Raw genomic sequence first — 23,561 nt, forward strand, 5'->3', positions numbered from 1 at the left:
GCTTAATCTGAATTAGTGGTAGAGCTTTTACTATACCATTGCTTCTGTGCATACTCATCACTTTCTTTTTGCTCTGCACGTTCTTGCTTTATTTTTTGCTGTTGCATTACTCGTTCAAGCAAGCGGTCTACCGCATCCTGTTCAGATTTGGCCTTTATGTATAGCGACTCATAGTGCGTGCGCTGTTTGGCAAGTTGAGCCAATTGCTGATTGATTTGTAACAGGGCACTATCAAGTTGAGTAATAAAATCAATGCGATTTCGGACACGGCCTACTGTACATCCAGCATGCCCCATCTGGCTGAGTTGTTGCATATAGTCATGGCGATAACCTAATAATTGATGATGCTGCGCCTTTCCTGCGAAAAATTGCTCCCGGACACGGGCCAGATTGTCACTTGCTACTCTTGTTGCCTGCTTTTTTATCGCAAGCAATCGCAATAAGCGATTTGTACGTGAAGTCATGGACTGGCCTCTTCCAATGACTCAGCCAGTTCCTCAAGTAATTTCAAGCTTGCTTCAAAATCTACTTTCTCATCCATACCTTGAATTATATACTCTCTAATCCTTTCCCGACAAAGAATTGCCTTATCCAGTTGCTTGTCACTTCCTTTTGAATAAGCACCCAATAAGACTAAATCCTTATTTTTTTCATAGATTGAAAGATATTTTTTCACTAATAACATTTGTTTTATTTGCGATTCAGGCACAATGGCAGGCATTACACGACTAATGGAAGCCTCCAGATTGATTGCCGGGAATTGGCCTGATTCTGCCAGTTCCCGATCCAGCACAATGTGTCCATCAAGTATAGCACGGGCTGCGTCAGCAATGGGATCTTGTTGGTCATCCCCTTCTGCCAGCACCGTATAAAATGCAGTAATAGAGCCACTGCCAGACTTACCATTTCCTGCTCGTTCTACCAGTTGAGGGATTTTGGCAAATACAGAGGGAGGATAACCTTTTGTCGCAGGAGGTTCCCCAATTGATAGCGCTATTTCTCGTTGTGCCTGTGCAAAACGTGTTAAAGAGTCCATCAGCAATAATACATGTTTGCCCTGATCACGGAAATACTCAGCAATACTGGTTGCAACCATTGCCCCATGCAAACGCATCAAAGGACTCTCATCAGCAGGAGCGGCCACAACAACGGCTCGATGAAGCCCTGCTTCACCCAGATTGGATTCAATAAACTCCTTAACCTCCCGTCCTCGCTCCCCAATCAAACCCACGACAACTAAATCCGCTGCGGTAAATCGGGTCATCATGCTAAGCAGCACAGATTTTCCTACGCCGCTTCCGGCAAACAGACCCAGCCGTTGTCCTCGGCCAACAGTTAGTAAACCATTAATCGCTCTAACACCCACATCTAAAGGCACATCAATAGAAGCTCTTTTTAATGGATTAACAGGCTGGCTAATTAAAGGATAATGATCTACTGTTTCTAGCGATTCTTTCTCATCGATAGGCATGCCAGATCCACTCAATATTCTGCCTAATAAATGAGGACCAACGCCCACTTGAGCTACTCGGCCACTCGGCACAATCAACATACCTGGCCCAATTCCATGCGTATGGCCTATCGACATAAGATAAGCATTTTTATTATCAAAACCGACTACTTCAGCTTCAACACGCTCTGTCTTACTAATTGTGACCCAACATCGCGCACCAACGGGTTGTTGAAAACCACGCGCCTGAAGTGTTAATCCTATTGCACGGCTAATGCGGCCACAATGAACTAATCCTGACTCAGGTTTTGCTCTTAGCTGCTTCAAAAATTGAGTTAACCGCGATTCATAAATCATCTTGATTCAGCATATCTGGTTTATCGATTTCTTCGTCCTGAAAAAAATGGATCTGGAGTATTTTCTGCAAGCGGGTTTTCAATCGCCCATCTAATTCATTATGCTCGCTTCTTAGATAAAAATCACCCCGTTCTAACGTTTCATCCGTCACGAAAAGGCTACGCAGCTCAGTTAATTGCTGCTCTTCAAGTTCATTGTTTAACCACTCTATATCGCTTGGATTCATAACAAGTTGCTTATCGCCTTGTAATGAAGGGAGTTCTTTTTTGATTTCTTCGATAAATAAAGATAATTTGTCAGGATGGATCGAAAGCTCTATGCCGATACAAGCCTGACAGACCCAAGCAATGGTCTGCACTAATTCATGGCTTAAATTCTTATCCAACAACGCTACCGGTTGCCTTATTAAATTAAGCCAATTGGCTAATTCCTGCCGCTTCAATTGCAGTTCTTCAGCAGCTTGCTTCATCCCTTCCTGATAACCTGCCTTTTCTGCCTCTTCCCTTAGCCTGTCGCATTCCCTGGCAAATTCTTCCTGGGGATCAACTTCTTCAATAATGGACTCCGTCTCTGGTACTTTAAATTCCCATAGGTTAAAAGCCTGTTGATCTTTTTCTTCATACCAGGGCTGAAAACTATCATCCATACTGCATCCTTAATAAATTTACTGCTAGGTTCTGTGCACTTATCGCTAGCTTTAGTCAAAAAGCCTTGATTGGCGAGCACCGAAGCGGAGCATACATAGAAGTATGTGAGCATCGGAGCGCAGAAAATCAAGGCTTCTTGGCCAAGATAGTAGATAAGTGCACAGAACCTAGATCATTTCATCACCACCTTTGGTACCAAGGGCAATTTTACCCTCTTCAGCAAGGCTTCTGGCAATTGCTAAAATTTCGCGCTGCGCTTTTTCTACCTCACTCACTTTCACAGGTCCCTGCATCTCTAAATCATCCCTTAACAGATCGGCAGCCCGTTTAGACATGTTACCAAAAATCTTTTCCTTCACAGGTTCTGTAGTCCCTTTTAACGCCAGCATCAGCTGTTCTGTAGTAACATCCCTCAGTAAGGTCTGCACACTCCGATTATCCATATCCACCAAATTTTCAAACACAAACATCTTGTCTTTAATTTTTTCACAAAGCTCAGTATCCCACTGCTCTATTTTCTCAAGGACATCATTCTCGACTGAGCCTTCCAAAAAGTTAATAACATCAGCGACACTTTTAATACCACCTGCAGAAGCAGCCTTACCCCCTTTCTGACCGCTGAGTTGCCTCTCTATCACATGGCCAAGCTCAGAAATCGCTTCTGGTTTAACCGTATCAATAGTACACATCCGCAACAAGACCTCTGCTCTTTTTTCAGAAGGAAAATAACCAACCACTTCCGCAGACTGCTCACTATCCAGATGAATTAATATAGTCGCAATAATCTGGGGATGCTCATTTCGGATAACATCAGCAATTAAACGGGCATCCAGCCATTTAAGTCGGTTAAGTCCGCTATCCTTGTCTGAAACCAGTATCCGGTCAATAAACGGGATCGCGTTTTCCTCCCCCAATGCATTTATCAGTATTGTGCGAAGATAGTTTTCCGCATCGACTGTCAGACTGGTTTGATCTTCAATGGCGTTTAAAAACTCACCCAACACACCTTGCATCTTCGCCTTACTCACACTACTCATGGTTGAAATAGCCATACCAACTTTCTGAACCTGTCTTGGTTCAAGGTGTTTAAGCACTTCAGCGGCATTTTCTTCACCCATGCCTAATAGTAAGATAGCTGCCCGCTCAATTCCATCCATTCTTATCCCCGCTCAACCCAGGTTTTTACCACTTGTGCTACACGCTTTGGCTCTTTATCTACTACCTGACGCAGTAAAGCCAATTGCGACTCATAATCATTTGCATGCGGCAATAACTCTTGTTGCTCAGGAGGAGCCAACTCAGGCAGCTCAGCCTCTGCCAGCTCGTCCTTATTTACACCCGCCAACGCCTTGAACAAAGGCCTGAAAAGACCAAAAACCAATGACAGGATAAACAACGCAGCACCCGCCTGTTTTATTATTGACCAAAATGCGTCTTTTTGCCAAAAATGAGGTTCAGGTAGCTCAGGAATAGGATCTGGCTTGACAAAATGGCTATTGACTACATTCAGACTATCACCACGCTTGGCATTGAGTCCTATCGCATCAGCAACCAATACTTTGATTTGGTCTATTTCCGCCTCCGTCAATGGTTTCATTTCCATTTTATTAGTTTTTTCATCCAGGACAGGTTTATCATCCACTAATACAGCAACAGTTAATCGTTTAATCGCTCCTGGCTGATTCCTGGTATGGCTGATAGTCTTGTCCAGTTCAAAATTCTTGGTGCTTTGGGCTTTAAAATCACTTGCCTGGGTATCCTCTTCATTGGTTGTTGAATTATCATTGTTATTCCTGTTTTGCTGTAATCCTGCATTCGCAGGCGGCGCATTAGACAGAGCACCCGGCACTCCACTGGCAGTATTATTCAGCTTGCGCTTTTCTTCCATCGTTTGCTCACTGCGCAATACAGAAGAGTTAGGATCAAATAACTCCTGTGTTTGTTCAAAGGAAGTAAAATCCATATCAGCTGAAACCTTGGCTTTTACCCGCCCAAACCCTAAAAAAGGCGTCAATATATCCTGAATTCGCTGGACATATTGCTGTTCCAGCGTCTGGCGATATTCCATAAAACGTTCTGTCTCGCTAAACAGGTTTTGTCCGGCGCCCTCACTTAATAATTGACCATTTTGATCAACTACCGTAACTCGGCTGGCGGAGAGACTGGGGATACTTGAAGCCACCAGATTAATAATAGAAGCAATGGTTTGTTTCTTTACTTCCACACCGGGATAAATATCAATAAAAACTGAGGCGCTTGGTTGGCGATTGTCTCTTACAAAAGCTGATTCCCTGGGGATAGCCAAATGGACACGTGCTGATTTCACATCATGAAATTGACTGATAGTACGCGCTAACTCTGTTTCAAGAGCTTGTTTATAGCGGGCGCTTTCCATAAACTGGCTACTATTCAATGCCCCTTTGTCAGCAAATAACTCATAGCCTGAACCGCTCCCACGAGGCAATCCCTCAGCAGCCAGTTTCAAGCGGGCATTCTGCACTTCATCTGTGGCCACTAATATGGTGCCTTTATTCTGTTCTACTTTAAACGGTATCCCATTGCGCTGTAATAAATCGACAATATCTGCTGCATCCCGTGTGCTTACTTCATTATATACAGGCATATAACTTGGTTCACGTGACCATAAAACCACACCTACACCAATAGCAACGCTAGCTGCCAATCCAAACAGCAACCCCAGCTGCCTGGGAATAGACAAGCTTGCAAACCTTGCAGCCGCAGTTGAAGCATTGTCGGCCAATGCCATGATGTACTCCTCTCTAACAAAAGGTGGATCTGCTTTACCTGACTATCAAATTGGCATATTCATAATGTCTTGATAGGCTTGAACTACTTTATTCCTGACGCGTAATGTTGCTTCAAAAGCCAAATTTGATTTTTGAGCAGCGACCATTACCTCACCAACACCTACCTTGCTATCCCCCATTTCATAACGGCTCTTAAGGTTATCTGATGTTTGCTGGAGCTGATTGACATCTCCTAATGCCTTCTGTAAGACATCACCAAAGGGAGCCTGGGTCATGCTTGCCTCAACACCACTTCCTCCTTCAGCTTTAGAGGCAAGTATCCGTAGCTGATTTAGTAACGAGACTGTATTAATCTCACTCATCCTTCTCTCTCCATAATAATTTACTATCGAAAATAATTTACTATCGAATTTCTCTTTCATTGATAGCCGGGTTCCAGAAATTTACCCCCACTAAACCGCATACCCTTCTTCACGCATTTTTGCTAATTTATAGCGCAAGGTACGTTCACTTACCCCTAAAACAGCGGCAACCTGCTGACGATTACCATCATGTTCTTTTAAGGTTTGCTGTATTAGTTCAAATTCATGATTTTGCAAGCTTTTTCCTTCTGGCTTGCCTTCAGCAATCCTTTCATCCATTGTGTTTGTTAACTGCAGGTGAGAGGACTCTATCATTCCCTGAGTCTGCAACACCAAAGCACGTTGAACAACATTATCCAATTCCCGCGCATTACCAGGCCAACTATACTCCAAAAGCACTTGTTTGGCTTCTTCACTTAATACAGGTATTACAGGATTATTTTGGCAATGCCGTCGAATTAAATAATTCGCTAACGGAATAATATCGCAAATTCTTTCCCGCAAGGGCAACCAGTGAAGCGGAAAAACATTAAGCCGGTAGTACAAATCTTCACGAAATCGTCCGGCACTTACTTCATCCAACAGTTTTCTATTGCTTGTCGCCAATACCCTTACATCAAGTTGAATCAATTTATTTGCGCCAATCCGCTCTACTTCTTTCTCTTGTAAGACACGTAGTAACTTAGCCTGAAGAGCCAGACTCATTTCACTGACTTCATCAAGAAGCAAAGTACCTCCCTGAGCCTGCTCAAATTTTCCAGGTGTTGATTTATAAGCTCCGGTAAAAGCCCCTTTTTCATAACCAAATAAAGTAGCTTCCAGCATTTGTTCAGGAATAGCAGCACAATTAATTGCTATAAAAGGGTGTTGCTTGCGGGGCGAATGATCATGAATAAAATGGGCCAGTACTTCCTTTCCCGTGCCACTCTCACCGCTAATCATTACCCCAACGTCTGACTGGGCAACCCTTAGCGCCATTGACAATAAAGCCTGGCTTTTAGGGTCTTGGGCCACCGGCTGACTATCCTCTTCAAAAAGAGGCTTGATATAGCGGTTAATCTTCTCAGTTAAGGCATGGGCGCTAAATGGCTTTTGCAAGTAATCAACAGCGCCGTTTCGCATCGCAGTGACTGCATCTTCTACAGAACCATAGGCTGTCATCAAGATAACGGGGACACCAGGATTACGGCGCTGAATTTCTGCGAGCAATTGCTGACCATCTAATTTATCCATACGAATATCACTTAAAACAATGGCCGGATTATGGCGATCAAGCATCGCCAGTGCCTCCCGGCCATCTTTTGCTGCCAAATAAGAATGGCCAGCCAAATGCATTGTTTCTGTCAGCGCCTCACGTAAAACGGGATCATCTTCAACAATTAAAACATCACTCATAAGTAAAATCCTTGTTAAAGCACCATTATCATGGAAAATAAAACAGCAAGCTATAAGATGTATCTCATTTTCCTAAAAATCATCTTGGAATATTAATCGTTACACAACTACCCTGTCCTAATAAAGAATCTATTTTCACCTCCCCACCATGCGCCTTGACAACCGCATTGACAACCGGAAGCCCTAATCCTGTTCCTTGTGCTTTTGTAGTAAAAAAAGGGGCGAAAGCCTGTGATTTAACCTCTTCTGTCATGCCTGTACCATTATCAGTAACCTTAAATCGCAGGTTGTTCTTATCAATTCTCTGAATTGATAAGTTAATATGGCTTGCTCTGGCTTGTAATGCATTGATAATTAAATTTAATATTGCACCCATTAAGGATTCAGCATGCAGCGAAACTTCACTGTCCTCTAAAGAATTGGAGACCACGAACTCTACAGATTGCGCTTGAATTAAAGGTTGTGCCCTTTCTATCAATTGTTTGCACCAGTCGTCCATGTTAATTAATCCAGGCTCAATGCTTTCACCTCTGGTAAACAGCAGCAAATCCTGAATTTGCTGTTCGATACTGGCATGACACTCCTGCAAACGTGTGATCCACTGCAGACAGCGATTATCATCAAAAGATTGTGCTGCCAGATGCTCTGTATAAAGAATGGCTGACGACAGAGGTGTTCTTATCTGATGTGCCAATTGAGCAGTCATCCTGCCAATCGCTATTAAACGATGCTGGTTTGCCTTTGCTTGTTCATAATCCCTTGTCGCAGTGAGGTCGATTAGAGTAACCAGCTGGCCAGGCAAACTGTCCAGGGAAGAAATTGCTACACGTACCCTGCGGCCATCGACCAGAGAAACCTCATGCCCATCATCCTCACGCGGTGCAAAAACCTGTTGGATCACGTCTCGCCAGGCAGATCCTTGTATGTTGGCTCCCAATAAATCTTCAGCAGCATTGTTTAGCCAGACAATATACCCTTTAGTATTAAGCACTAGAAGACCACAGGGCAGGCAAGCCAGAATATCTTGCTCAGGCAAAGCAGGGCATGCCTGAGTTTCACATAATAACTGCTCTTCTTTATCTTGCATGTTGACTACTGATTATTATCGACCTAGTAAAACTTTAACAAATTTAAATAAAAATAAAAACATAAAAAAATCATACAATTACGCTTTGTTGCCAAGAGAATAGGCTAGTTGTATGGATTTTTTATTAATGGTGAGCATAATCGGAAATGCCTGGTATCGAAAAATCTGTTAGCATATAATTTAATTTGAACAAAGCTTCCCGCAGGTAGCGGATGTGAGGAAACCACAGAGTTCAAAGTAAACCGCGAAATTTGGAGTTTTACATTTAAATAGTCGGTACCCTGCCCCTATTAACATTTGAGCCAAGAAGAATGGAACATTTACAGCATCTAATTCATTACATTCTGCATATCGATACCTACCTCTTTTCCTTTGTTTCCAGCTATGGCACCTGGACCTATTTAGCATTATTTGCAGTGATTTTCTGTGAAACAGGCTTTGTCATAACCCCTTTTCTTCCGGGTGATTCTCTGCTTTTTGCCAGTGGCAGCATCGCTGCACAGCCAGGCACCCCTTTAAATATCATCAGTTTGTTTCTGTTACTCCTCATCGCCTCCATTGTCGGCAACCAACTTAATTATTTTATTGGGAGAATGTTAGGCCCCCAGGTATTCTCTAATGAGAGTTCCAGATTACTAAATAGAAAATATTTGGACGAGACCCATGCTTTTTATGAGAAGCACGGAGGGAAAACTATTATTTTGGCTCGGTTTATTCCCATAATCCGTACTTTTGCACCGTTTATTGCTGGTGTTGGTTATATGAACCGCTCTCATTTTTTTCTTTATAATGTAGCCAGTGCTTTTCTTTGGATAGGAAGCCTTCTCTTTCTGGGGTACTTCTTTGGCTCTCTTCCAATAATCAAAGACAATTTTGCCTTTGTTATTTACGGGATCATTATTCTTTCCATTTTACCTCCCTTCCTTGCTTTCCTTCACCGCAAGACAGGCAATCGCACAGGTTCATGAAAAAAATTAACCGATTCAAAAAAAATAACCAGGCGTGTGTTAAATCTTCATCCCTGCTTTTTTCCTGCTTCCATATCAAGTTTTTTTAGAAAAGCCAGCTTGTCAGCAATTTTTATTTCCAATCCCCTTGAAACCGGTTTATACCACCCCGGCTCCCCCATCCCTTCGGGCAAATAACGCTCACCCGCCGCATAAGCATGTGACTCATTGTGTGCATAACGGTACTCATGCCCGTAACCCAATTGCTTCATTAACCGGGTAGGCGCATTACGAAGATGTAGCGGGACTTCTCTTGATTTATCCTGCTTAACAAAAGCCATTGCCTGGTTATAAGCCTTATACCCGGCGTTACTCTTAGGGGCAGCTGCCATATATATTACCGCTTGAGCCAATGCTAACTCTCCCTCAGGAGAACCCAAACGTTCATAGCTGGCAGCAGCATCATTAGCTAACTGCATCGCCCGCGGATCAGCCAAACCTATATCTTCCCAAGCCATCCTTATGATGCGACGAGCTAAATAAAGAGGCTCCACACCACCATCCAGCATACGGCATAACCAATAAAGTGCCGCATCAGGATGCGACCCTCGAACTGACTTATGCAAAGCAGAAATTTGATCATAAAAATTTTCACCCCCTTTATCAAAGCGTCGATTAGCGGGACTTAAAGCATTTTGGATTAAATCTACTGTAACTTCTGTCACGTTTTGAGCTTCGACTGCTGTCTTGATCTGCTCTAACAGGTTAAGCAAACGTCGAGCATCCCCATCAGCATAAGCGACCAAATGGCTTACAACCTGACCATCAAATTGCAGACCAGAGAATATTTTTTGCTGCACACGTTGAAACAACTGTTTAAGATCAGATTCACCCAGGGGGTTTAAAACATAGACTTGTGCTCTTGAAAGTAATGCTGAATTTACCTCAAAAGAAGGATTTTCAGTCGTTGCTCCGATAATAGTAACAAGTCCTGACTCGGTAAATGGTAACAACGCATCTTGCTGCGACTTATTAAATCGATGAATTTCATCAATAAATAACAAGGTCTGTCGATCTTGCTCTAAATAGTGTCTGGCCTGATCAACTGCCGCACGAATGTCCTTAACGCCCGAAAAAACCGCAGAAAGTGCTATCCATTCGCAGTCGAAAGCATTTGCACTTAACCTTGCCAGGGTTGTTTTTCCTACACCCGGGGGACCCCACAAAATCATTGAATGGGGCACGCCGGTCTCAAAAGCTAACCTTAATGGTTTACCTGGCCCTAGCAAGTGATCCTGACCAATTACCTCATCCCAATGTTTTGGTCTTAATAATTCAGCAAGTGGGATTTTTGGTTGCATCGTAATAACTCATTGTTTGACTACATCTACCCCTTTGGGTGGTTTGAACTTAAATAATACAGCAGATAACCTGGGATTGGTTTTTACATTCTTTAAACTGACAATTGTATGTTGGCCCAGTTGATCAAACATCTCCATACCGTTGAGGGTGGCGCCAGCAAAAATTAATTTAACGCGCTGGAAATTTGCCTTTTTTGATTTCGATTGCAAATCATAAATTTGCATCTTTCCTTTTGTTGTTGCTGTTACATCAAAATCACGGGTCACTGTATCATCATAGCCACTCAAAAATAAGGCTGCCGTACCACCTACCCCTTTTTCCTGCCTTTTCACGGTTACCTGTTCTAAATCCACATCGTAAACCCATAATTGGTCGCCATCAGCGACAACCAGTTGCTCCATTGGATCTTTAGTTTGCCAGCGAAAACGGCCTGGACGCTCAAGTGCCATAGTACCCGAAGAACGAGACAACTCTCTCGCCTTAGCCTTTACCGTTTGGGTAAAATTGGCAGTTAAACTGCGGATGCCATTTAACTTGGCCTGTAAAACCTCACCAGCTGATTCGGAAAATGCAGTTGTACCAAATAATATTAATATTAGCAGAAACACTATTTTTTTCATCTTAATCCTCAGTTACAGTAGAGACCAGCACATCCCTGAATCCTCCCTCAAGAGGACCAACAATTCCTGTGCGTTCCATTTCTTCCACTAAGCGTGCAGCACGGTTATATCCGATTTTGAGGCGTCGTTGTACTGAGGATATACTCGCTTTTCGTGTTTGGATAACAAACTCAACGGCCTGATCATACAACGGATCAGCCTCCTCAGTCTCTTGTCCTTCTTCTCCAAAACCACCTTCCAGACTGTCGCCTGTCTGGGTGATAGCATCTATGTACTCCGGTTCTCCTCGAGCACGCCAATCATCCGCTATTCGGTGTACCTCTTTATCATCAACAAAAGCCCCATGAACGCGCAAGGGGGCACCACTTCCCGGAGCCAAATAAAGCATATCCCCATGACCCAGCAATTGATCGGCACCTTGCTGATCAAGGATTGTGCGTGAATCAATTTTTGAAGAAACCTGAAAGGAAATTCTTGTGGGAATATTTGATTTTATTAATCCGGTTAGAACATCAACAGAAGGCCTTTGAGTCGCCAGAATCAAGTGTATTCCTGCTGCACGGGCTTTTTGGGCAATACGGGCAATTAACTGTTCAACCTTCTTGCCCACCACCATCATCATATCCGCCAACTCATCAATAATCACCACAACATAAGGTAAGGGTTGTAATATAGGTGCAGTCTCATCCATTGAATTGACTGGTTTCCATAAAGGGTCAGTTAAAGGTTCGCCTTTGGCTTGTGCCTCAATTAATTTCGCATTAAAACCTGCAAGGTTGCGAACGCCCAGCGCAGCCATTAAACGATAACGTCTTTCCATCTCTCCCACACACCATCGCAAGGCGCTGGCAGCTTCCTTCATATCGGTAACCACAGGTGTTAACAGATGCGGTATGCCATCGTAAACAGATAGCTCAAGCATCTTGGGATCAACCATAATTAAACGCACCTGTTCGGGAGTTGATTTAAAAAGAAGGCTTAGAATCATGGCATTAATGCCCACTGATTTTCCTGAGCCTGTCGTTCCAGCAACCAGTAAGTGAGGCATTTTAGCCAAGTCCACCACCATTGGATGACCTGCGATATCCACCCCCAGAGCCAGGGTTAATGGAGAATGCGCTTGTTGATAAACATCAGCCGATAATACTTCCGACAAACGTACCATATCACGATACTGATTAGGTAACTCAAGCCCGACAACCGTTTTACCAGGAATAACCTCAACCACTCGCACACTGGTTACAGATAATGAGCGAGCTAAGTCTTTAGCTAAAGATGAAAGTTTACTGACTTTAATACCGGCAGCCAGCTGCAATTCAAAACGGGTAATCACAGGCCCAGGATGAACTGCCACTACATCAGCCTGAATACCAAAATCTAATAAATGTTGCTCAACTTCACGCGATAAAGCTTCCAATGCCTGATGAGTATGACCGCCCATAGTTTTACCTTGCTGGGCTTTATCTAACAGGCTAAGGGCAGGCAAACTGCCAGTAACCCCAACAGAGGCTTTGGGGACTCGAGGCACTTCTTTTACAGGTACAGGTTTTTCTGCAGGGATTGACGGTTGGTCAGTATTGAGTGCCGGGATAACAGTTACAGAATTTAAATCAGATGTTACTTTAACAGTTCCTAAAGAAGGCGTTAGAACTGGTGCAGACTCTTCTTTTTTTCTGGCAAGTAATCTATTTTTAGGGGGCTTAACGACAGGCTCACGTTCTCTTTTTTCTTTAAATTGTCTTATTTTTGCTCTCACCATGCGCAAACCGATAAGGAAGGCAGGAAAAACCCTGCTTGCAGACCAGGAAATATAGTAACCGATTAGCTCTATTAATCTAATCCAGGAAAGTCCAGTCAACAAGGTTATCCCAACAAGCAAAACAGCAAACAACAACAAGATTGCCCCTTGCATATTAAGGGCATAGTCGAAACCATCCGCAACGAAACTCCCGAGAATCCCCCCTGCGCCATGCCTGGCATCAAGACCGTCAGGTAATTGAAGACTCAGTAAAGAGCAGCCACCAATCATGGTGAAAATAAAGCCACTGCCACGCAATAACGTAGCTGGCTTATTAATACTTTGAAAAATGCGATAATCTTTTAGAATAAACCAGGCAATGTAGGTAAACGATAAAGGGATCAGAAAGGAAAAATAGCCAAAGATAAAATAAAGCACATCAGCTATATAGGCACCTACCTGTCCACCCGCATTAACTACATCTACATTGCGCTTGCTCACTTGCAGCCAACCTGGATCAGCCGGGTCATAAGTGATTAGGGAAAGAAGTACAAATAAAGCAAGGGCTAAGACAAAGATACAACTACCCTCATTAAGACGTCTTGTTAAAAAATGGGGCATGGCTTGCTTGCGATTGCTGCTTTGGCTAGATGATTGCTGTTTTCCCATAACTATTTCAATGTCTATTATTATGTCATAATATCTGCCATCTTAACATAATAAATGAGGAAGGCAGAGATGATAAGCGAAAGCAATCACCATCGCCTGATAATTCTTGGTTCAGGCCCCGCAGGATATACAGCCGCAGTCTATGCTGCCCGTGCAAACTTAAGCCCCGTTCTGATAACCGGCATGCAACCCGGAGGCCAGCTGACCACCACCACAGAGGTGGATAATTGGCCAGGTGATATTGAAGGGCTACAAGGCCCTGCATTAATGGAACGCATGCAAAAACATGCGGAACGTTTCGAGACGCAAATCATTTTTGATCATATCATCAAAGCTGATTTACAAACGCGCCCTTTTGTATTGCAAGGCGATAGTGAAACCTATACCTGCGATGCACTGATTATTGCCACAGGTGCTTCTGCACGCTATCTGGGACTTGAGTCAGAAAAAGCATATCAAGGACGTGGCGTCTCAGCCTGCGCCACTTGTGACGGCTTTTTCTATCGCAACAAAGCCGTTTGTGTAGTAGGCGGTGGTAATACCGCTGTTGAAGAAGCCCTTTACTTATCGAATATTGCCTCCTCCGTTACGCTTATCCATCGACGGGACACGTTACGTGCTGAGAAAATTTTGCAAGATAAACTATTGGAAAAAGCACATAGCGGCAACGTTAAGTTGCTATGGCACCATACCCTGGAAGAGGTATTAGGGAATGACATGAAAGTCACAGGTGTTCGTGTACGTAATGTTCTTGATGGGCGCGCACAAGAGCTTAATCTTGATGGTGTTTTTATTGCTATTGGCCATGATCCCAATACCGGCTTGTTTAAAGATCAGCTGGCAATGAAAGAGGGTTATCTGACGATTCGTTCAGGACTGGATGGAATGGCTACTGCAACCTCAATTCCCGGTGTTTTTGCCTGTGGTGATGTTGCAGATCATGTTTACAGGCAAGCCATTACTTCTGCAGGCTTTGGCTGTATGGCGGCCTTAGACGCTGAAAAATATTTGGATGATGCAGGCTAAACATGCCGCCTTTAATGATTCTGGCAAGCAACAGCATCGATTTTCCCAACCCGGAAAACAGTGATGAGCAAGGCTTGCTTGCCATCGGTGGCGATTTATCACCGGAACGCCTGTTAGCAGCTTATAAACAAGGCATTTTTCCCTGGTTTGAGCCTGGATGTCCTATGCTTTGGTGGTCTCCTAATCCTCGTCTAATCTTAAAACCGGAAGCTTTTAAAATCTCCCGCAGCCTTAAACAATCATTAAAAAAACCCCATTCCTTTACTATAGATACTGCTTTTCCCGAGGTAATTAATGCCTGCGCTTCAAGTCCTGGCAGACTAAACAACACCTGGATTACGGAAAATATGCGCAAAGCATACACCATACTGCATACTATGGGGTATGCCCACTCCTTTGAAATCTGGCAAAAGAATGAATTGGTTGGGGGCTTGTATGGGATTAGTCTTGGCCGCGCATTTTTTGGCGAGTCAATGTTTCACCGTGAACGTGACAGTTCAAAATTAGCAATGTATTATCTATGTCAGACTTTGAAAGCCTGGGAATTTGATTTTATTGATTGTCAATTACCAACTGCTCACTTACAGAGTCTGGGAGCTGTGGTTATTAATCGTAGTGAATTTCTGGAACTTCTACGAGAAACCTTACGATATCCTGCTCGTCAAGGTCGATGGACTGATGCTGTCCAATATTAATTAAGCATTAGGCATCAATACAGAAAACTGTATGATTGCCATTTTCTATAATTTAGTGCACTATTTGCGCTTTATTTCTGATATTTTAATGAGGACCCATGGCAAAAGAAGATCATATTGAGATGCTTGGTACCGTAATCGATACCCTGCCAAATACTATGTTTCGTGTGGAACTGGAAAATGGTCATATTGTAACTGCCCATATCTCAGGACGCATGCGTAAAAATTACATCCGCATATTAACCGGTGATAAAGTAAAAGTTGAATTAACACCTTATGATTTGACAAAAGGACGTATCATCTTCCGCGATAAAACTTAGAAAGCAGCAGCCTGTAAATACCACTAATGCATCAGGGAATTTTTTTAGATATGCTCGGTGTTTTTGCCTAATTTTAAACCAACCTTCGCCGTGAGCGGCAGCTAGAAGGTATCGAGCGCGCCAAGCGAGAAGGGAGATACAAAGGACGTAGACCCACTGCGCGCTCAAAAGCAAACGAAGTAATGGCATTGGTTAATCAGTGACCCAATAGGCTATCATCTGATGTCCTATCAAACTGATGATTCTCTATACCAGCATACTGCTATGGGCATCCGATGAAGTGATCCTCTCCCCCAAACAGGGCCACCATTTATTAGAAAAAACTAGGCCATCCCTCCTTTTTCCTGGCCTGGGGTAAGTCCTTTAACAGGCCACATTTTAAAACCGTCGCCTGTTCTGGGTTAACCCAACTTATTATGAAGAAACCGGCTTGGGTGACTGCCAATTGCACTTCAATCTGATTTAGCGTAACTTAATCTATTAGGGTCTGTCCTCATTTAGTTTCCCGGCTACAAATTAGCTCAATTTTCGCTTCGTAAAACCAAATGAGGACACACCCTAATCTTTTCTTAATCATCTGGCCATATAATACACTAATAAAAGTTAACCGGGGAATGCCATGCCTGATCGAATTGAGCACATTATTACGATGGGTGATAGTCTTTCTGATAGAGGCACCATGGATCATCGCAAGTTATTTGGACTAATTCCAATGGATGGCTTAAGCGGTTTAAAAGGTAAATCACCTAAAGGACGTTTTACCAATGGTTATGTCTGGGATGATAATTTCAGTAATGAAGTAGCCGATGAGGCTATTATCAGAGAACTTAAACGGCATGGGAAAACCGCAACCGATATCGCTGACGATGTCATTACTAGCGCACCAGAAGTTGAAGGACTTCTTTATAATAATTTTGATCTTGGTAATAACCGGCATGTAAACTTCAAGGGGCAGGATTTTGTCAGAAATTACAATGAGGGCGGGTTGACCGCTTATGATTACTCCCAAAGAGTAATTCCCAACCCTAAGCTTCTTGCAGAAGAAGAGATTTTATCCACCCTGGATAAAAAACGCCAATTGCTCCTGGAAGACGACAATGCTCGAATCATTTCAGAAGAACATAAAAAGCGGACGCTGATAGTCGAATGGTCAGGTGCCAATGACCTGATTACAGTCAATAGCAAACCTACTAATGAAGAAGCTGAGAAGGCAGTACAGGCCAGGCTTCGCAACGTAGAGGAATTAATTAAAAGCGGTTATCGTCATTTCGCGCTCTTTAACTTACCTGACTTATCATTGACTCCCCGCTTCCAAAGACAGGGGAAAGAAGAACAAAACAATGCCCATAAAGTTGCCATGTACTTTAATCAGCAGCTACAAAAAGGGATAGAGCAATTAAGTGCAACCTATAGGGATTGTGCTATTGACGTGTTTGATATTAATGCAATTTTCACAGAAGCTTATAATCACCCGGAAAAATTTCAACTTGATCCTGCCAAAAAACACATACCCTACACAGAATCAAACGATTTTAACATAAAGGCCAATGGGACTTCCCCGGCAGACGGTTACCTGTTTTGGGATGATGTGCACCCTTCTGCCGACATGCATGCGATTTTAGGGCAAAAATTTTATGATAAGTACAGTCAGAAGTACCATTTTGTCGCCCCCCATGAATCACTTCTGGCAATATTTCGCGAAACTTATGGACAGAAGCTGAGAGATGACAAACAAGGCAAACTGGGTTGGTTCAGGTATTCAAACATTTCCTACGCAACAGCTGATCTGGAAACCATTTTGAGACATGCTTTATCTGGGAGTGGGCAACGAACCCGACAGGTGATCACTGAATTAGGCTGGATTAATAAAGACGGCGAACTGATTTCTAAAAATCCTGCACTGCAGGAAGCAATGAAACAGATTAAAGAGTCTTCCCAAGAAAGCAGCCTGAGTTCTTCTCATATATCTTGACGTCGGGTGTGATTTAAAGTGCGGTTGGTATTAATTAATGGCGCCAGCGAAATCGGGGTATGGGTTTATTATCAAGCTCTGCCTCCGGATCGCTGGCGCTCCATCCAGGCCACAACTTTCAAGGAAACCGCAGCTTTAATCGCACCTATGAACGTCAGGCAACTTGACAGCCATCTGTGAATCAGGTTGCCTGAAGATTCATCTTCGTTGTTTAAGAACAACGATAGCTAAGGTATGATCCAGCTTTAAATAAGTGGATTTACTGATATGAACCTAGAAGACAGCCTCTCTAAATTGTTATCCAGTATTAAAGATAAAGTCCAGGGGTTGACTGCAACCGAGATGGGCTTAAAACCAGAGATTACCCTTAAAGACAATGAGATTAAAATAAAACTGAGTGCCGGATTCCCGACAAAACCACTGGAACAATCCTTATTGCCTTTATTAGCAGCGTCGATGCAAAACGCTTTTCCAAAGCACCGTATTCAAATCTCCTTCGAATGTTTTATCAACGCCCATCGCACCCAACTGATTGGCAAAGGATTGCGCGGTGTAAAAAATACCATTGCGGTAGCATCTGGTAAAGGCGGCGTAGGGAAATCGACCGTTGCCGTCAACCTGGCAACAGCGCTTGCACGTGCGGGCGCAAAAGTAGGCCTTCTGGATGCTGATATCTATGGTCCCAGTATTCCCTTAATGCTGGGCGATACAGCAGGCGTTCAAATAAGTAACGACCGTTACCTGCCTGTCTCGGCACATGGAATACAAGCCATGTCGATAGGCTACCTCACTGACAGTAATGAAGCATTGATCTGGCGAGGCCCAATGCTTGCCAAATCCCTGCTACAAATGCTTGATATTACCTTATGGGATGAGCTGGATTACCTGTTTATTGACTTGCCTCCGGGGACGGGAGATATTCAACTTAGCCTGGTGCAAAAAATCCCGTTAACATCAGCCATTGTCGTCACCACACCTCAAAACGTGGCTACGTTAGATGCACAAAAAGCAATCCGGATGTTTGAAAAAACCAACATTGACCTACTGGGAGTAGTAGAAAACATGTCCTTGCATGTTTGTAGCCAATGTGGCCATCAAGAAGCTATTTTCGGTACAGGAGGTGGTCAAAAACTAAGTGAATCCTTCCAGGTAAATCTGCTTGGCCAACTTCCCCTGGATAGTCAGATCCGCAGTCAATCCGATGAGGGGAAACCAACAGCAGTTCACCATGATAAATTAGCCGCATCTTTCATGAACACTGCGATGCGTGCCGCTATTGAACTTTCAAAAAAACCCTTAAATTATATGGGCAAGTTTCCTGATATTGTGGTTGAATAACCTGGAAAAACCTTTTTTCATGCTAAACTATGTTTATTTTAAATTAGGTAATAAGCACCCATGTCCGAGAACTACACCGCTGAAGCGATAGAAGTATTGACCGGCCTTGAACCAGTTCAACGCCGCCCGGGAATGTATACCGATACCACCAGGCCCAATCACCTGGCTCAGGAAGTCATTGATAATAGTGTGGATGAAGTTATTGCCGGATTTGCAACCCAGATTATTGTTAGTTTACATGAAGATGGCTCAGTGGAAGTTGAAGACAATGGGCGAGGTATGCCAGTAGATCTTCACCCCCATCTCGGGTTAAGCGGTGTAGAAGTTATCATGACCCGTCTCCATGCAGGGGGTAAATTTTCCGATAAAAATTACAGCTTCTCAGGCGGTTTACACGGTGTAGGTGTTTCTGTCGTTAATGCCCTTTCCGAACGTGTTAACGTTACTATCAAGCGCAATGGTGTTATCTATAATATGGCATTTGCCAACGGCGATAAGTTGCAGGAGCTACATGAAGTTGGCACAACTAGAAAACGAGATACGGGCACTATCATACGCTTCTGGCCTAATGCCAAATATTTTGATACCACCAAATTCTCCATCAAGCAGCTAACCCATGTCCTGCGAGCCAAAGCGGTACTCTGCCCCGGATTGTCTATGACCTTCATTAACAAGCTAACGAATGAACAAGTAAGCTGGTGTTATGAAAAAGGTTTAGCTGACTACCTGCGCCAATCATTACCCTCTGATTATTTTCCCGAAGAACCTTTCACAGGCGAATTTGCCAATGAGGAAGCAACAGTTGATTGGGCCTTAGCCTGGTCAACAACTGTCAATAACGGTTTGAGTGAAAGTTATGTCAATTTAATTCCTACCGCCCAGGGCGGTACCCATGTTAATGGCTTACGCAGCGGTCTCCATGAGGCGTTGAGCGCTTTTTGTGAGCTGCGTAACTTACTGCCACGTGGTGTAAAACTGACCGCCGATGATCTCTGGGAGCCCTGCCAGTATGTCTTGTCGGTTAAAATGAAAGAACCTCAGTTTGCCGGACAGACCAAGGAGCGCCTAAGTTCAAGGCAAATAGCAAATTTTGTAAGCGCAATTGTTAAGGATGCCTTTGCGCTCTGGCTTAACCACCATCGTAGCCAGGGTGAAATAATTGCTAGTCTGGCTATTGAACGGGCACAAAAACGCTTGCGCCAGGCCAAACAGGTTGCACGAAAACGGGTTAGCCAAGGTCCGGCATTACCCGGTAAACTAGCTGATTGTCTGCAACAGGATCTGAGTCAGGCGGAATTGTTCCTGGTTGAAGGGGATTCTGCAGGCGGCTCTGCTAAACAGGCACGCAATAAAGATTACCAGGCCATCTTACCTTTACGCGGCAAAATCCTCAATTCATGGGAAGTTGAGTCAGCTGAAATCCTGGCTTCTCAAGAGATTCATGACATTGCAGTCGCTATTGGTGTGGATCCCGGCTCTGACGATCTTTCCGGTTTGCGCTATGGTAAACTTTGTATTCTTGCTGACGCCGATTCAGATGGCGCTCACATTGCAACCCTTTTATGTGCATTATTTTTACGTCATTTCAAGCCCTTGGTTCAGGCAGGCCATGTTTTTGTCGCCATGCCACCACTGTATCGTATCGATGCAGGAAAAGCCGTTCACTATGCATTGGATGACGAAGAAAGACAAACCATTGTGAGCCAATTGAACCAAACGAGTAAGGCGAAAGTAAACGTCCAACGCTTTAAAGGGCTGGGTGAGATGAATCCTATACAATTAAGAGAAACCACGATGGATCCAGATACCAGACGCCTGATACAACTTACGCTTGAGGACGAAGAAGCTACCTTTGCACTAATGGACATGATGTTAGCCAAAAAACGAGCCGCTGATCGCAAAATCTGGCTGGAAACCAAAGGAAATTTAGCGGATGTCTGAAACTTAAATCAGCCAGCTAGCCCGCCTATTGGATTGCGTTATCTTCCTGGCTATTTTGTAAAAGCTCTCGATCCTGTTTCAGGGGATGTGCTTTTATAGCCGTCCGATAGGCATGTAGATTCATAAGTAGCTCTGCTTCTGCATTAGATAAATGACAACTATTTATAATTTCCTCTTTTTCACCACCCATTTCAAGAATACACAATGCATGTTGATAACCGCCATCATTGTCCCGCTTATTCTCCAAGGCTTGAATCTGATTATCCATGCTGACAAGTTGACGGTCAATCTCTGTCATCTGTTTGGCAAATGCCAAATCAGCATTCACTAAAACCGTATGATTTCGATGTAATTGTTTGATTTCTTGTGATATCGCCTGAATTTGCTGTTTTACCTCTTCAATCGAGCGATAATAGCGAATAATGCTAAAAATTAACAAACAGAGTAATGCCATAAGTAAAGCAATAATCATTGTATGTCCTTACTGCTTGAGTTAACAGTATCCATTGTATCTATCTCAGGCGGCCTAACAGAATATTCTTCCTCTGCTTGCTTGTTATCAGGAATTAAATTTTCATTTTTTATCATAAGCGCCGGATTTAACAAACGCGGTATTGATTTATCCTTGGCAATAATCAAATTAACGCGTCGATTTTTAGCTCGTCCCTCTTTTGTGTCATTTTCTGCAACCGGGTATTGCTCTCCAAAGCCTGTTACCGTAATGCGAGTCTGCTCAACCCCAAAGGCAGTTAAAATCCTTGCGACAGCAGCGGCTCTTGCTGAAGATAATTCCCAATTAGAGGGATATTGAGAAGTATAAATTGGAATATTATCAGTGTATCCTTCCAACGCAATAGGGTAAGGCTGTTGTTTAAGAACATCGGCTATTTTCATAAGCTTAACAAGAGCAACCGGCCTTAACTCAGCACTACCGCTATCAAACAGCCCTCCAGCTTTCATATCCAACTCTACCCAACCGTCTTGTGGATACATTCGATAGTCGGCGTCCTGAAGGTTCGCTAATGCTTGTACCAATTCATTAAATGGATCTTTAGATTGCTGGCTGGCCGCAGGGCTGTTAGGCGTCTTAAGACTGGAGATTTCAGCCACCGGTTTTTTATCATCCTTCCTGGCAAATGCAGTATGCATTCCCTGGGCAAGCGACTTGTACTTCGAGACATTTACCGAAGAGATAGCATACATTACAACAAAGAATGCAAATAACAACGTGATGAAATCTGCATAAGAGACTACCCAGCGATGCGTATCTTCATGACTATCATTTTTATTTTTTCTTCCGCGCATTCTTATGGTGCTGTCCGTAATTATTTAACTTCAAGTTTAGCATATTGGGGCTTTCTCCACTTGCCATGGAGACTAACCCTTCCACAATCATCTCATCATGATGAATTTGGTTGGCAATACAGCTTTTAATTTTATTTGCTATCGGTAAAAACATTAGATTGGCGAATCCTACTCCGTAAATAGTTGCCACAAATGCTACTGCAATTCCTGCCCCCAATTCACTGGGATCAGCCAAATTACGCATAACCTGAATCAGACCCAAAACCGCTCCCAGGATACCGATAGTTGGACTATATCCTCCCATACTTTCAAACACATAAGCAGCACGTAAATCCTGATCCTCAGAACGCTGAACCTCTGCCTCCAATACTTGCCTGATTGCTTGTTTATCCATACCAACCACTAATAATTCCAATCCTTGTCGCATTAGCGGATGTTTTTCCCGTTCCAGATGCTCTTCTAGAGATAGTAACCCAAATTGCCGTGCTCTTCGAGACAAATCAATGAGTTGTTCACGACTTTTATCGAAAGGTTGATAAGGAGGTCGAAAGATCCAGGGCAGTACCCTAAAAGCATGTTTGAAAGTCCGAAACGGTGTTTGTATCATTACTGCCCCGACAGTTCCACCCAATACAATAAGTAGTGCAGGCAGGTTAAGTAAGGAGTGAATCTCTCCGCCTTCAAATATCTGTCCTATTATCACTGCCGAAAAAGCCGTAATTAAACCAAGTAATGTTAAGCCATCCATAGGTATTATCACTCCGGTAATCTGGATTTAATGCGAAGAGTCGCCTGACTGTGAATCTGCGATACTCTTGATTCACTTACCCCTAGCACTTCACCAATTTCTTTTAAATTTAAATCCTGCTCATAATACAAAGATAATACTAGACGCTCCCTTTCTGGCAAACTTTCAATAACCTGGGCAAGCTGATTCACCATATCATCCCGTAAGGCATTTGCATGGGGCTCTGTTGACTCATTGCCTGTATCAACCTTTAATACATCATCTGTTACCCCTATATCATCAAATCCATAGAGTTGACTGCCTGCAGAATCTTTAAGCATTTCATGATATTCATCAAGACTTAGGTCAAGTTCTTTGGCTACCTCCTGATCTTTTGCATCACGTCCAAAACGATTCTCCACTTTTTTAACAGCCTCAGAAATCATACGGGCGTTCCGGTATACCGAGCGGGGCACCCAATCATTACGGCGCACCTCATCCAGCATATGCCCTCGAATACGAATACCTGCGTACGTTTCAAATGAGGCCCCTTTCGTAGCATCATAATGCCTTACTGCCTCTAATAACCCTAACATACCAGCCTGTATCAAATCATCAAGTTGCACAGAGCTAGGTAGTCTCCCCAGCAAATGATGGGCTATGCGCTTTACCATTAGCGCATGGTTTCTGATTAGCATTTCCTGGGTTTGCTCATTTACTTTGCCGTATGCAGCCAAAGCATCCACGATCTCTCCTTAATCTTTAGCCTTATCCAAACTATGCTCTGGTTTATACAATTTCATCGCATAGCGAATACAACCCGGGATATCAAGCC

At 43.4% G+C, this 23,561-nt stretch carries 22 protein-coding genes; 7 read left to right on the plus strand and 15 right to left on the minus strand.

Translation table 11 applies throughout. The features are described 5' to 3' along the window. Positions 1–2: 2 nt before the first annotated feature. The 8 genes from fliJ to E1O65_RS00200 form a co-directional block, all read right to left on the minus strand. Positions 3–464, minus strand: a complete 462-nt coding sequence (fliJ, locus tag E1O65_RS00165; protein WP_133131576.1) for a flagellar export protein FliJ — start codon at positions 462–464, stop codon at positions 3–5. After that, a complete protein-coding gene (gene fliI / locus E1O65_RS00170; protein WP_133131577.1) occupies positions 461–1,807 on the minus strand; it encodes a flagellar protein export ATPase FliI in 1,347 nt (448 codons plus the stop codon). The genes fliJ and fliI overlap by 4 nt, the downstream gene beginning before the upstream one ends. Then, positions 1,797–2,453 carry a FliH/SctL family protein gene (locus tag E1O65_RS00175; protein ID WP_133131578.1) on the minus strand — a complete coding sequence of 219 codons (657 nt, stop codon included), beginning with the start codon at positions 2,451–2,453 and terminating at the stop codon, positions 1,797–1,799. The genes fliI and E1O65_RS00175 overlap by 11 nt, the downstream gene beginning before the upstream one ends. 168 nt (positions 2,454–2,621) lie before the next feature. Then, positions 2,622–3,611 (minus strand): flagellar motor switch protein FliG, encoded by a 990-nt coding sequence (gene fliG / locus E1O65_RS00180; protein ID WP_133131579.1) that lies wholly within the window; start codon positions 3,609–3,611, stop codon positions 2,622–2,624. 2 nt (positions 3,612–3,613) lie between these two features. After that, the gene (gene fliF / locus E1O65_RS00185) at positions 3,614–5,221 is read right to left on the minus strand and encodes a flagellar basal-body MS-ring/collar protein FliF (RefSeq protein WP_133131580.1); all 1,608 of its coding nucleotides are present in this window, start codon (positions 5,219–5,221) and stop codon (positions 3,614–3,616) included. Between the two features lie 45 nt (positions 5,222–5,266). Further along, complete coding sequence (gene fliE, locus E1O65_RS00190; RefSeq protein WP_133131581.1) at positions 5,267–5,584, minus strand: flagellar hook-basal body complex protein FliE; 318 nt, start codon at positions 5,582–5,584, stop codon at positions 5,267–5,269. Positions 5,585–5,674: 90 nt separating this feature from the next. Beyond that, entirely contained in the window at positions 5,675–6,979 is a 1,305-nt protein-coding gene (locus E1O65_RS00195) for a sigma-54 dependent transcriptional regulator (RefSeq protein ID WP_133131582.1), read from the minus strand. Between the two features lie 79 nt (positions 6,980–7,058). Continuing rightward, complete coding sequence (locus tag E1O65_RS00200) at positions 7,059–8,066, minus strand: ATP-binding protein (protein ID WP_133131583.1); 1,008 nt, start codon at positions 8,064–8,066, stop codon at positions 7,059–7,061. Between the two features lie 311 nt (positions 8,067–8,377). On the opposite strand from E1O65_RS00200, the gene E1O65_RS00205 reads away from it, so the two are divergent. Next, a complete protein-coding gene (locus tag E1O65_RS00205; protein WP_133131584.1) occupies positions 8,378–9,034 on the plus strand; it encodes a DedA family protein in 657 nt (218 codons plus the stop codon). Positions 9,035–9,081: 47 nt separating this feature from the next. Here the strand turns inward: E1O65_RS00205 and E1O65_RS00210 are convergent, their stop codons facing one another. From E1O65_RS00210 to E1O65_RS00220, 3 genes are read right to left on the minus strand one after another with little or no spacing between them, the layout of a single operon-like run. Further along, positions 9,082–10,374: a replication-associated recombination protein A gene (locus E1O65_RS00210; protein WP_133131585.1), complete on the minus strand. Its 1,293-nt coding sequence runs from the start codon at positions 10,372–10,374 to the stop codon at positions 9,082–9,084. Positions 10,375–10,383: 9 nt separating this feature from the next. Then, a complete protein-coding gene (lolA, locus tag E1O65_RS00215; RefSeq protein ID WP_133131586.1) occupies positions 10,384–10,995 on the minus strand; it encodes an outer membrane lipoprotein chaperone LolA in 612 nt (203 codons plus the stop codon). Between the two features lies 1 nt (position 10,996). Beyond that, complete coding sequence (locus E1O65_RS00220; RefSeq protein ID WP_133131587.1) at positions 10,997–13,402, minus strand: DNA translocase FtsK; 2,406 nt, start codon at positions 13,400–13,402, stop codon at positions 10,997–10,999. A 72-nt stretch (positions 13,403–13,474) separates the two neighbouring features. Between E1O65_RS00220 and trxB the strand changes: the two genes are divergently transcribed. The 6 genes from trxB (at position 13,475) to parE (ending at position 20,694) form a co-directional block, all read left to right on the plus strand. Further along, entirely contained in the window at positions 13,475–14,428 is a 954-nt protein-coding gene (trxB, locus tag E1O65_RS00225; protein ID WP_133131727.1) for a thioredoxin-disulfide reductase, read from the plus strand. A gap of 2 nt (positions 14,429–14,430) precedes the next feature. Beyond that, a complete protein-coding gene (gene aat / locus E1O65_RS00230; RefSeq protein WP_242601500.1) occupies positions 14,431–15,123 on the plus strand; it encodes a leucyl/phenylalanyl-tRNA--protein transferase in 693 nt (230 codons plus the stop codon). Between the two features lie 98 nt (positions 15,124–15,221). After that, positions 15,222–15,443: a translation initiation factor IF-1 gene (infA, locus tag E1O65_RS00235; protein WP_133131588.1), complete on the plus strand. Its 222-nt coding sequence runs from the start codon at positions 15,222–15,224 to the stop codon at positions 15,441–15,443. Positions 15,444–16,062: 619 nt separating this feature from the next. Then, positions 16,063–17,415, plus strand: a complete 1,353-nt coding sequence (locus E1O65_RS00245; protein WP_133131589.1) for an SGNH/GDSL hydrolase family protein — start codon at positions 16,063–16,065, stop codon at positions 17,413–17,415. 267 nt (positions 17,416–17,682) lie between these two features. Further along, positions 17,683–18,753 carry an iron-sulfur cluster carrier protein ApbC gene (gene apbC, locus E1O65_RS00250; RefSeq protein WP_133131590.1) on the plus strand — a complete coding sequence of 357 codons (1,071 nt, stop codon included), beginning with the start codon at positions 17,683–17,685 and terminating at the stop codon, positions 18,751–18,753. A 60-nt stretch (positions 18,754–18,813) separates the two neighbouring features. After that, on the plus strand, positions 18,814–20,694 hold the full coding sequence (gene parE / locus E1O65_RS00255; protein ID WP_133131591.1) for a DNA topoisomerase IV subunit B: 1,881 nt from the start codon (positions 18,814–18,816) through the stop codon (positions 20,692–20,694). Positions 20,695–20,719: 25 nt separating this feature from the next. Here parE and E1O65_RS00260 read toward each other — a convergent pair whose 3' ends face one another. The 4 genes from E1O65_RS00260 to E1O65_RS00275 are packed head-to-tail and all read right to left on the minus strand — an operon-like array spanning position 20,720 to position 23,472. Then, positions 20,720–21,166: a DUF2802 domain-containing protein gene (locus E1O65_RS00260; protein WP_133131592.1), complete on the minus strand. Its 447-nt coding sequence runs from the start codon at positions 21,164–21,166 to the stop codon at positions 20,720–20,722. Continuing rightward, positions 21,163–21,999, minus strand: a complete 837-nt coding sequence (locus tag E1O65_RS00265) for an OmpA family protein (protein ID WP_133131593.1) — start codon at positions 21,997–21,999, stop codon at positions 21,163–21,165. Before E1O65_RS00265 ends, E1O65_RS00260 begins: the two co-directional genes overlap by 4 nt. Continuing rightward, on the minus strand, positions 21,980–22,747 hold the full coding sequence (locus tag E1O65_RS00270) for a flagellar motor protein (protein WP_133131594.1): 768 nt from the start codon (positions 22,745–22,747) through the stop codon (positions 21,980–21,982). Before E1O65_RS00270 ends, E1O65_RS00265 begins: the two co-directional genes overlap by 20 nt. 8 nt (positions 22,748–22,755) lie before the next feature. Next, a complete protein-coding gene (locus tag E1O65_RS00275) occupies positions 22,756–23,472 on the minus strand; it encodes an RNA polymerase sigma factor FliA (RefSeq protein WP_133131595.1) in 717 nt (238 codons plus the stop codon). Positions 23,473–23,561 lie beyond the last annotated feature (89 nt).

It is taken from the genome of Legionella sp. W10-070, from assembly GCF_900640175.1.
GTDB lineage: Bacteria > Pseudomonadota > Gammaproteobacteria > Legionellales > Legionellaceae > Tatlockia.

What these genes read in the sequence shown, in the direction of transcription:
- E1O65_RS00210 (WP_133131585.1), bottom strand. Translation starts at nt 10,374, where the DNA reads ATGCAACCAAAAATCCCACTTGCTGAATTATTAAGACCAAAACATTGG.
- E1O65_RS00195 (WP_133131582.1), bottom strand. Translation starts at nt 6,979, where the DNA reads ATGAGTGATGTTTTAATTGTTGAAGATGATCCCGTTTTACGTGAGGCG.
- fliF (WP_133131580.1), bottom strand. Translation starts at nt 5,221, where the DNA reads ATGGCATTGGCCGACAATGCTTCAACTGCGGCTGCAAGGTTTGCAAGC.
- fliJ (WP_133131576.1), bottom strand. Translation starts at nt 464, where the DNA reads ATGACTTCACGTACAAATCGCTTATTGCGATTGCTTGCGATAAAAAAG.
- E1O65_RS00200 (WP_133131583.1), bottom strand. Translation starts at nt 8,066, where the DNA reads ATGCAAGATAAAGAAGAGCAGTTATTATGTGAAACTCAGGCATGCCCT.
- E1O65_RS00175 (WP_133131578.1), bottom strand. Translation starts at nt 2,453, where the DNA reads ATGGATGATAGTTTTCAGCCCTGGTATGAAGAAAAAGATCAACAGGCT.
- E1O65_RS00260 (WP_133131592.1), bottom strand. Translation starts at nt 21,166, where the DNA reads ATGATTATTGCTTTACTTATGGCATTACTCTGTTTGTTAATTTTTAGC.
- apbC (WP_133131590.1), top strand. Translation starts at nt 17,683, where the DNA reads ATGAACCTAGAAGACAGCCTCTCTAAATTGTTATCCAGTATTAAAGAT.
- E1O65_RS00205 (WP_133131584.1), top strand. Translation starts at nt 8,378, where the DNA reads ATGGAACATTTACAGCATCTAATTCATTACATTCTGCATATCGATACC.
- parE (WP_133131591.1), top strand. Translation starts at nt 18,814, where the DNA reads ATGTCCGAGAACTACACCGCTGAAGCGATAGAAGTATTGACCGGCCTT.
- lolA (WP_133131586.1), bottom strand. Translation starts at nt 10,995, where the DNA reads ATGAAAAAAATAGTGTTTCTGCTAATATTAATATTATTTGGTACAACT.
- E1O65_RS00270 (WP_133131594.1), bottom strand. Translation starts at nt 22,747, where the DNA reads ATGGATGGCTTAACATTACTTGGTTTAATTACGGCTTTTTCGGCAGTG.
- E1O65_RS00265 (WP_133131593.1), bottom strand. Translation starts at nt 21,999, where the DNA reads ATGCGCGGAAGAAAAAATAAAAATGATAGTCATGAAGATACGCATCGC.
- E1O65_RS00245 (WP_133131589.1), top strand. Translation starts at nt 16,063, where the DNA reads ATGCCTGATCGAATTGAGCACATTATTACGATGGGTGATAGTCTTTCT.
- aat (WP_242601500.1), top strand. Translation starts at nt 14,431, where the DNA reads ATGCCGCCTTTAATGATTCTGGCAAGCAACAGCATCGATTTTCCCAAC.
- E1O65_RS00220 (WP_133131587.1), bottom strand. Translation starts at nt 13,402, where the DNA reads ATGGGAAAACAGCAATCATCTAGCCAAAGCAGCAATCGCAAGCAAGCC.
- fliI (WP_133131577.1), bottom strand. Translation starts at nt 1,807, where the DNA reads ATGATTTATGAATCGCGGTTAACTCAATTTTTGAAGCAGCTAAGAGCA.
- fliG (WP_133131579.1), bottom strand. Translation starts at nt 3,611, where the DNA reads ATGGATGGAATTGAGCGGGCAGCTATCTTACTATTAGGCATGGGTGAA.
- infA (WP_133131588.1), top strand. Translation starts at nt 15,222, where the DNA reads ATGGCAAAAGAAGATCATATTGAGATGCTTGGTACCGTAATCGATACC.
- fliE (WP_133131581.1), bottom strand. Translation starts at nt 5,584, where the DNA reads ATGAGTGAGATTAATACAGTCTCGTTACTAAATCAGCTACGGATACTT.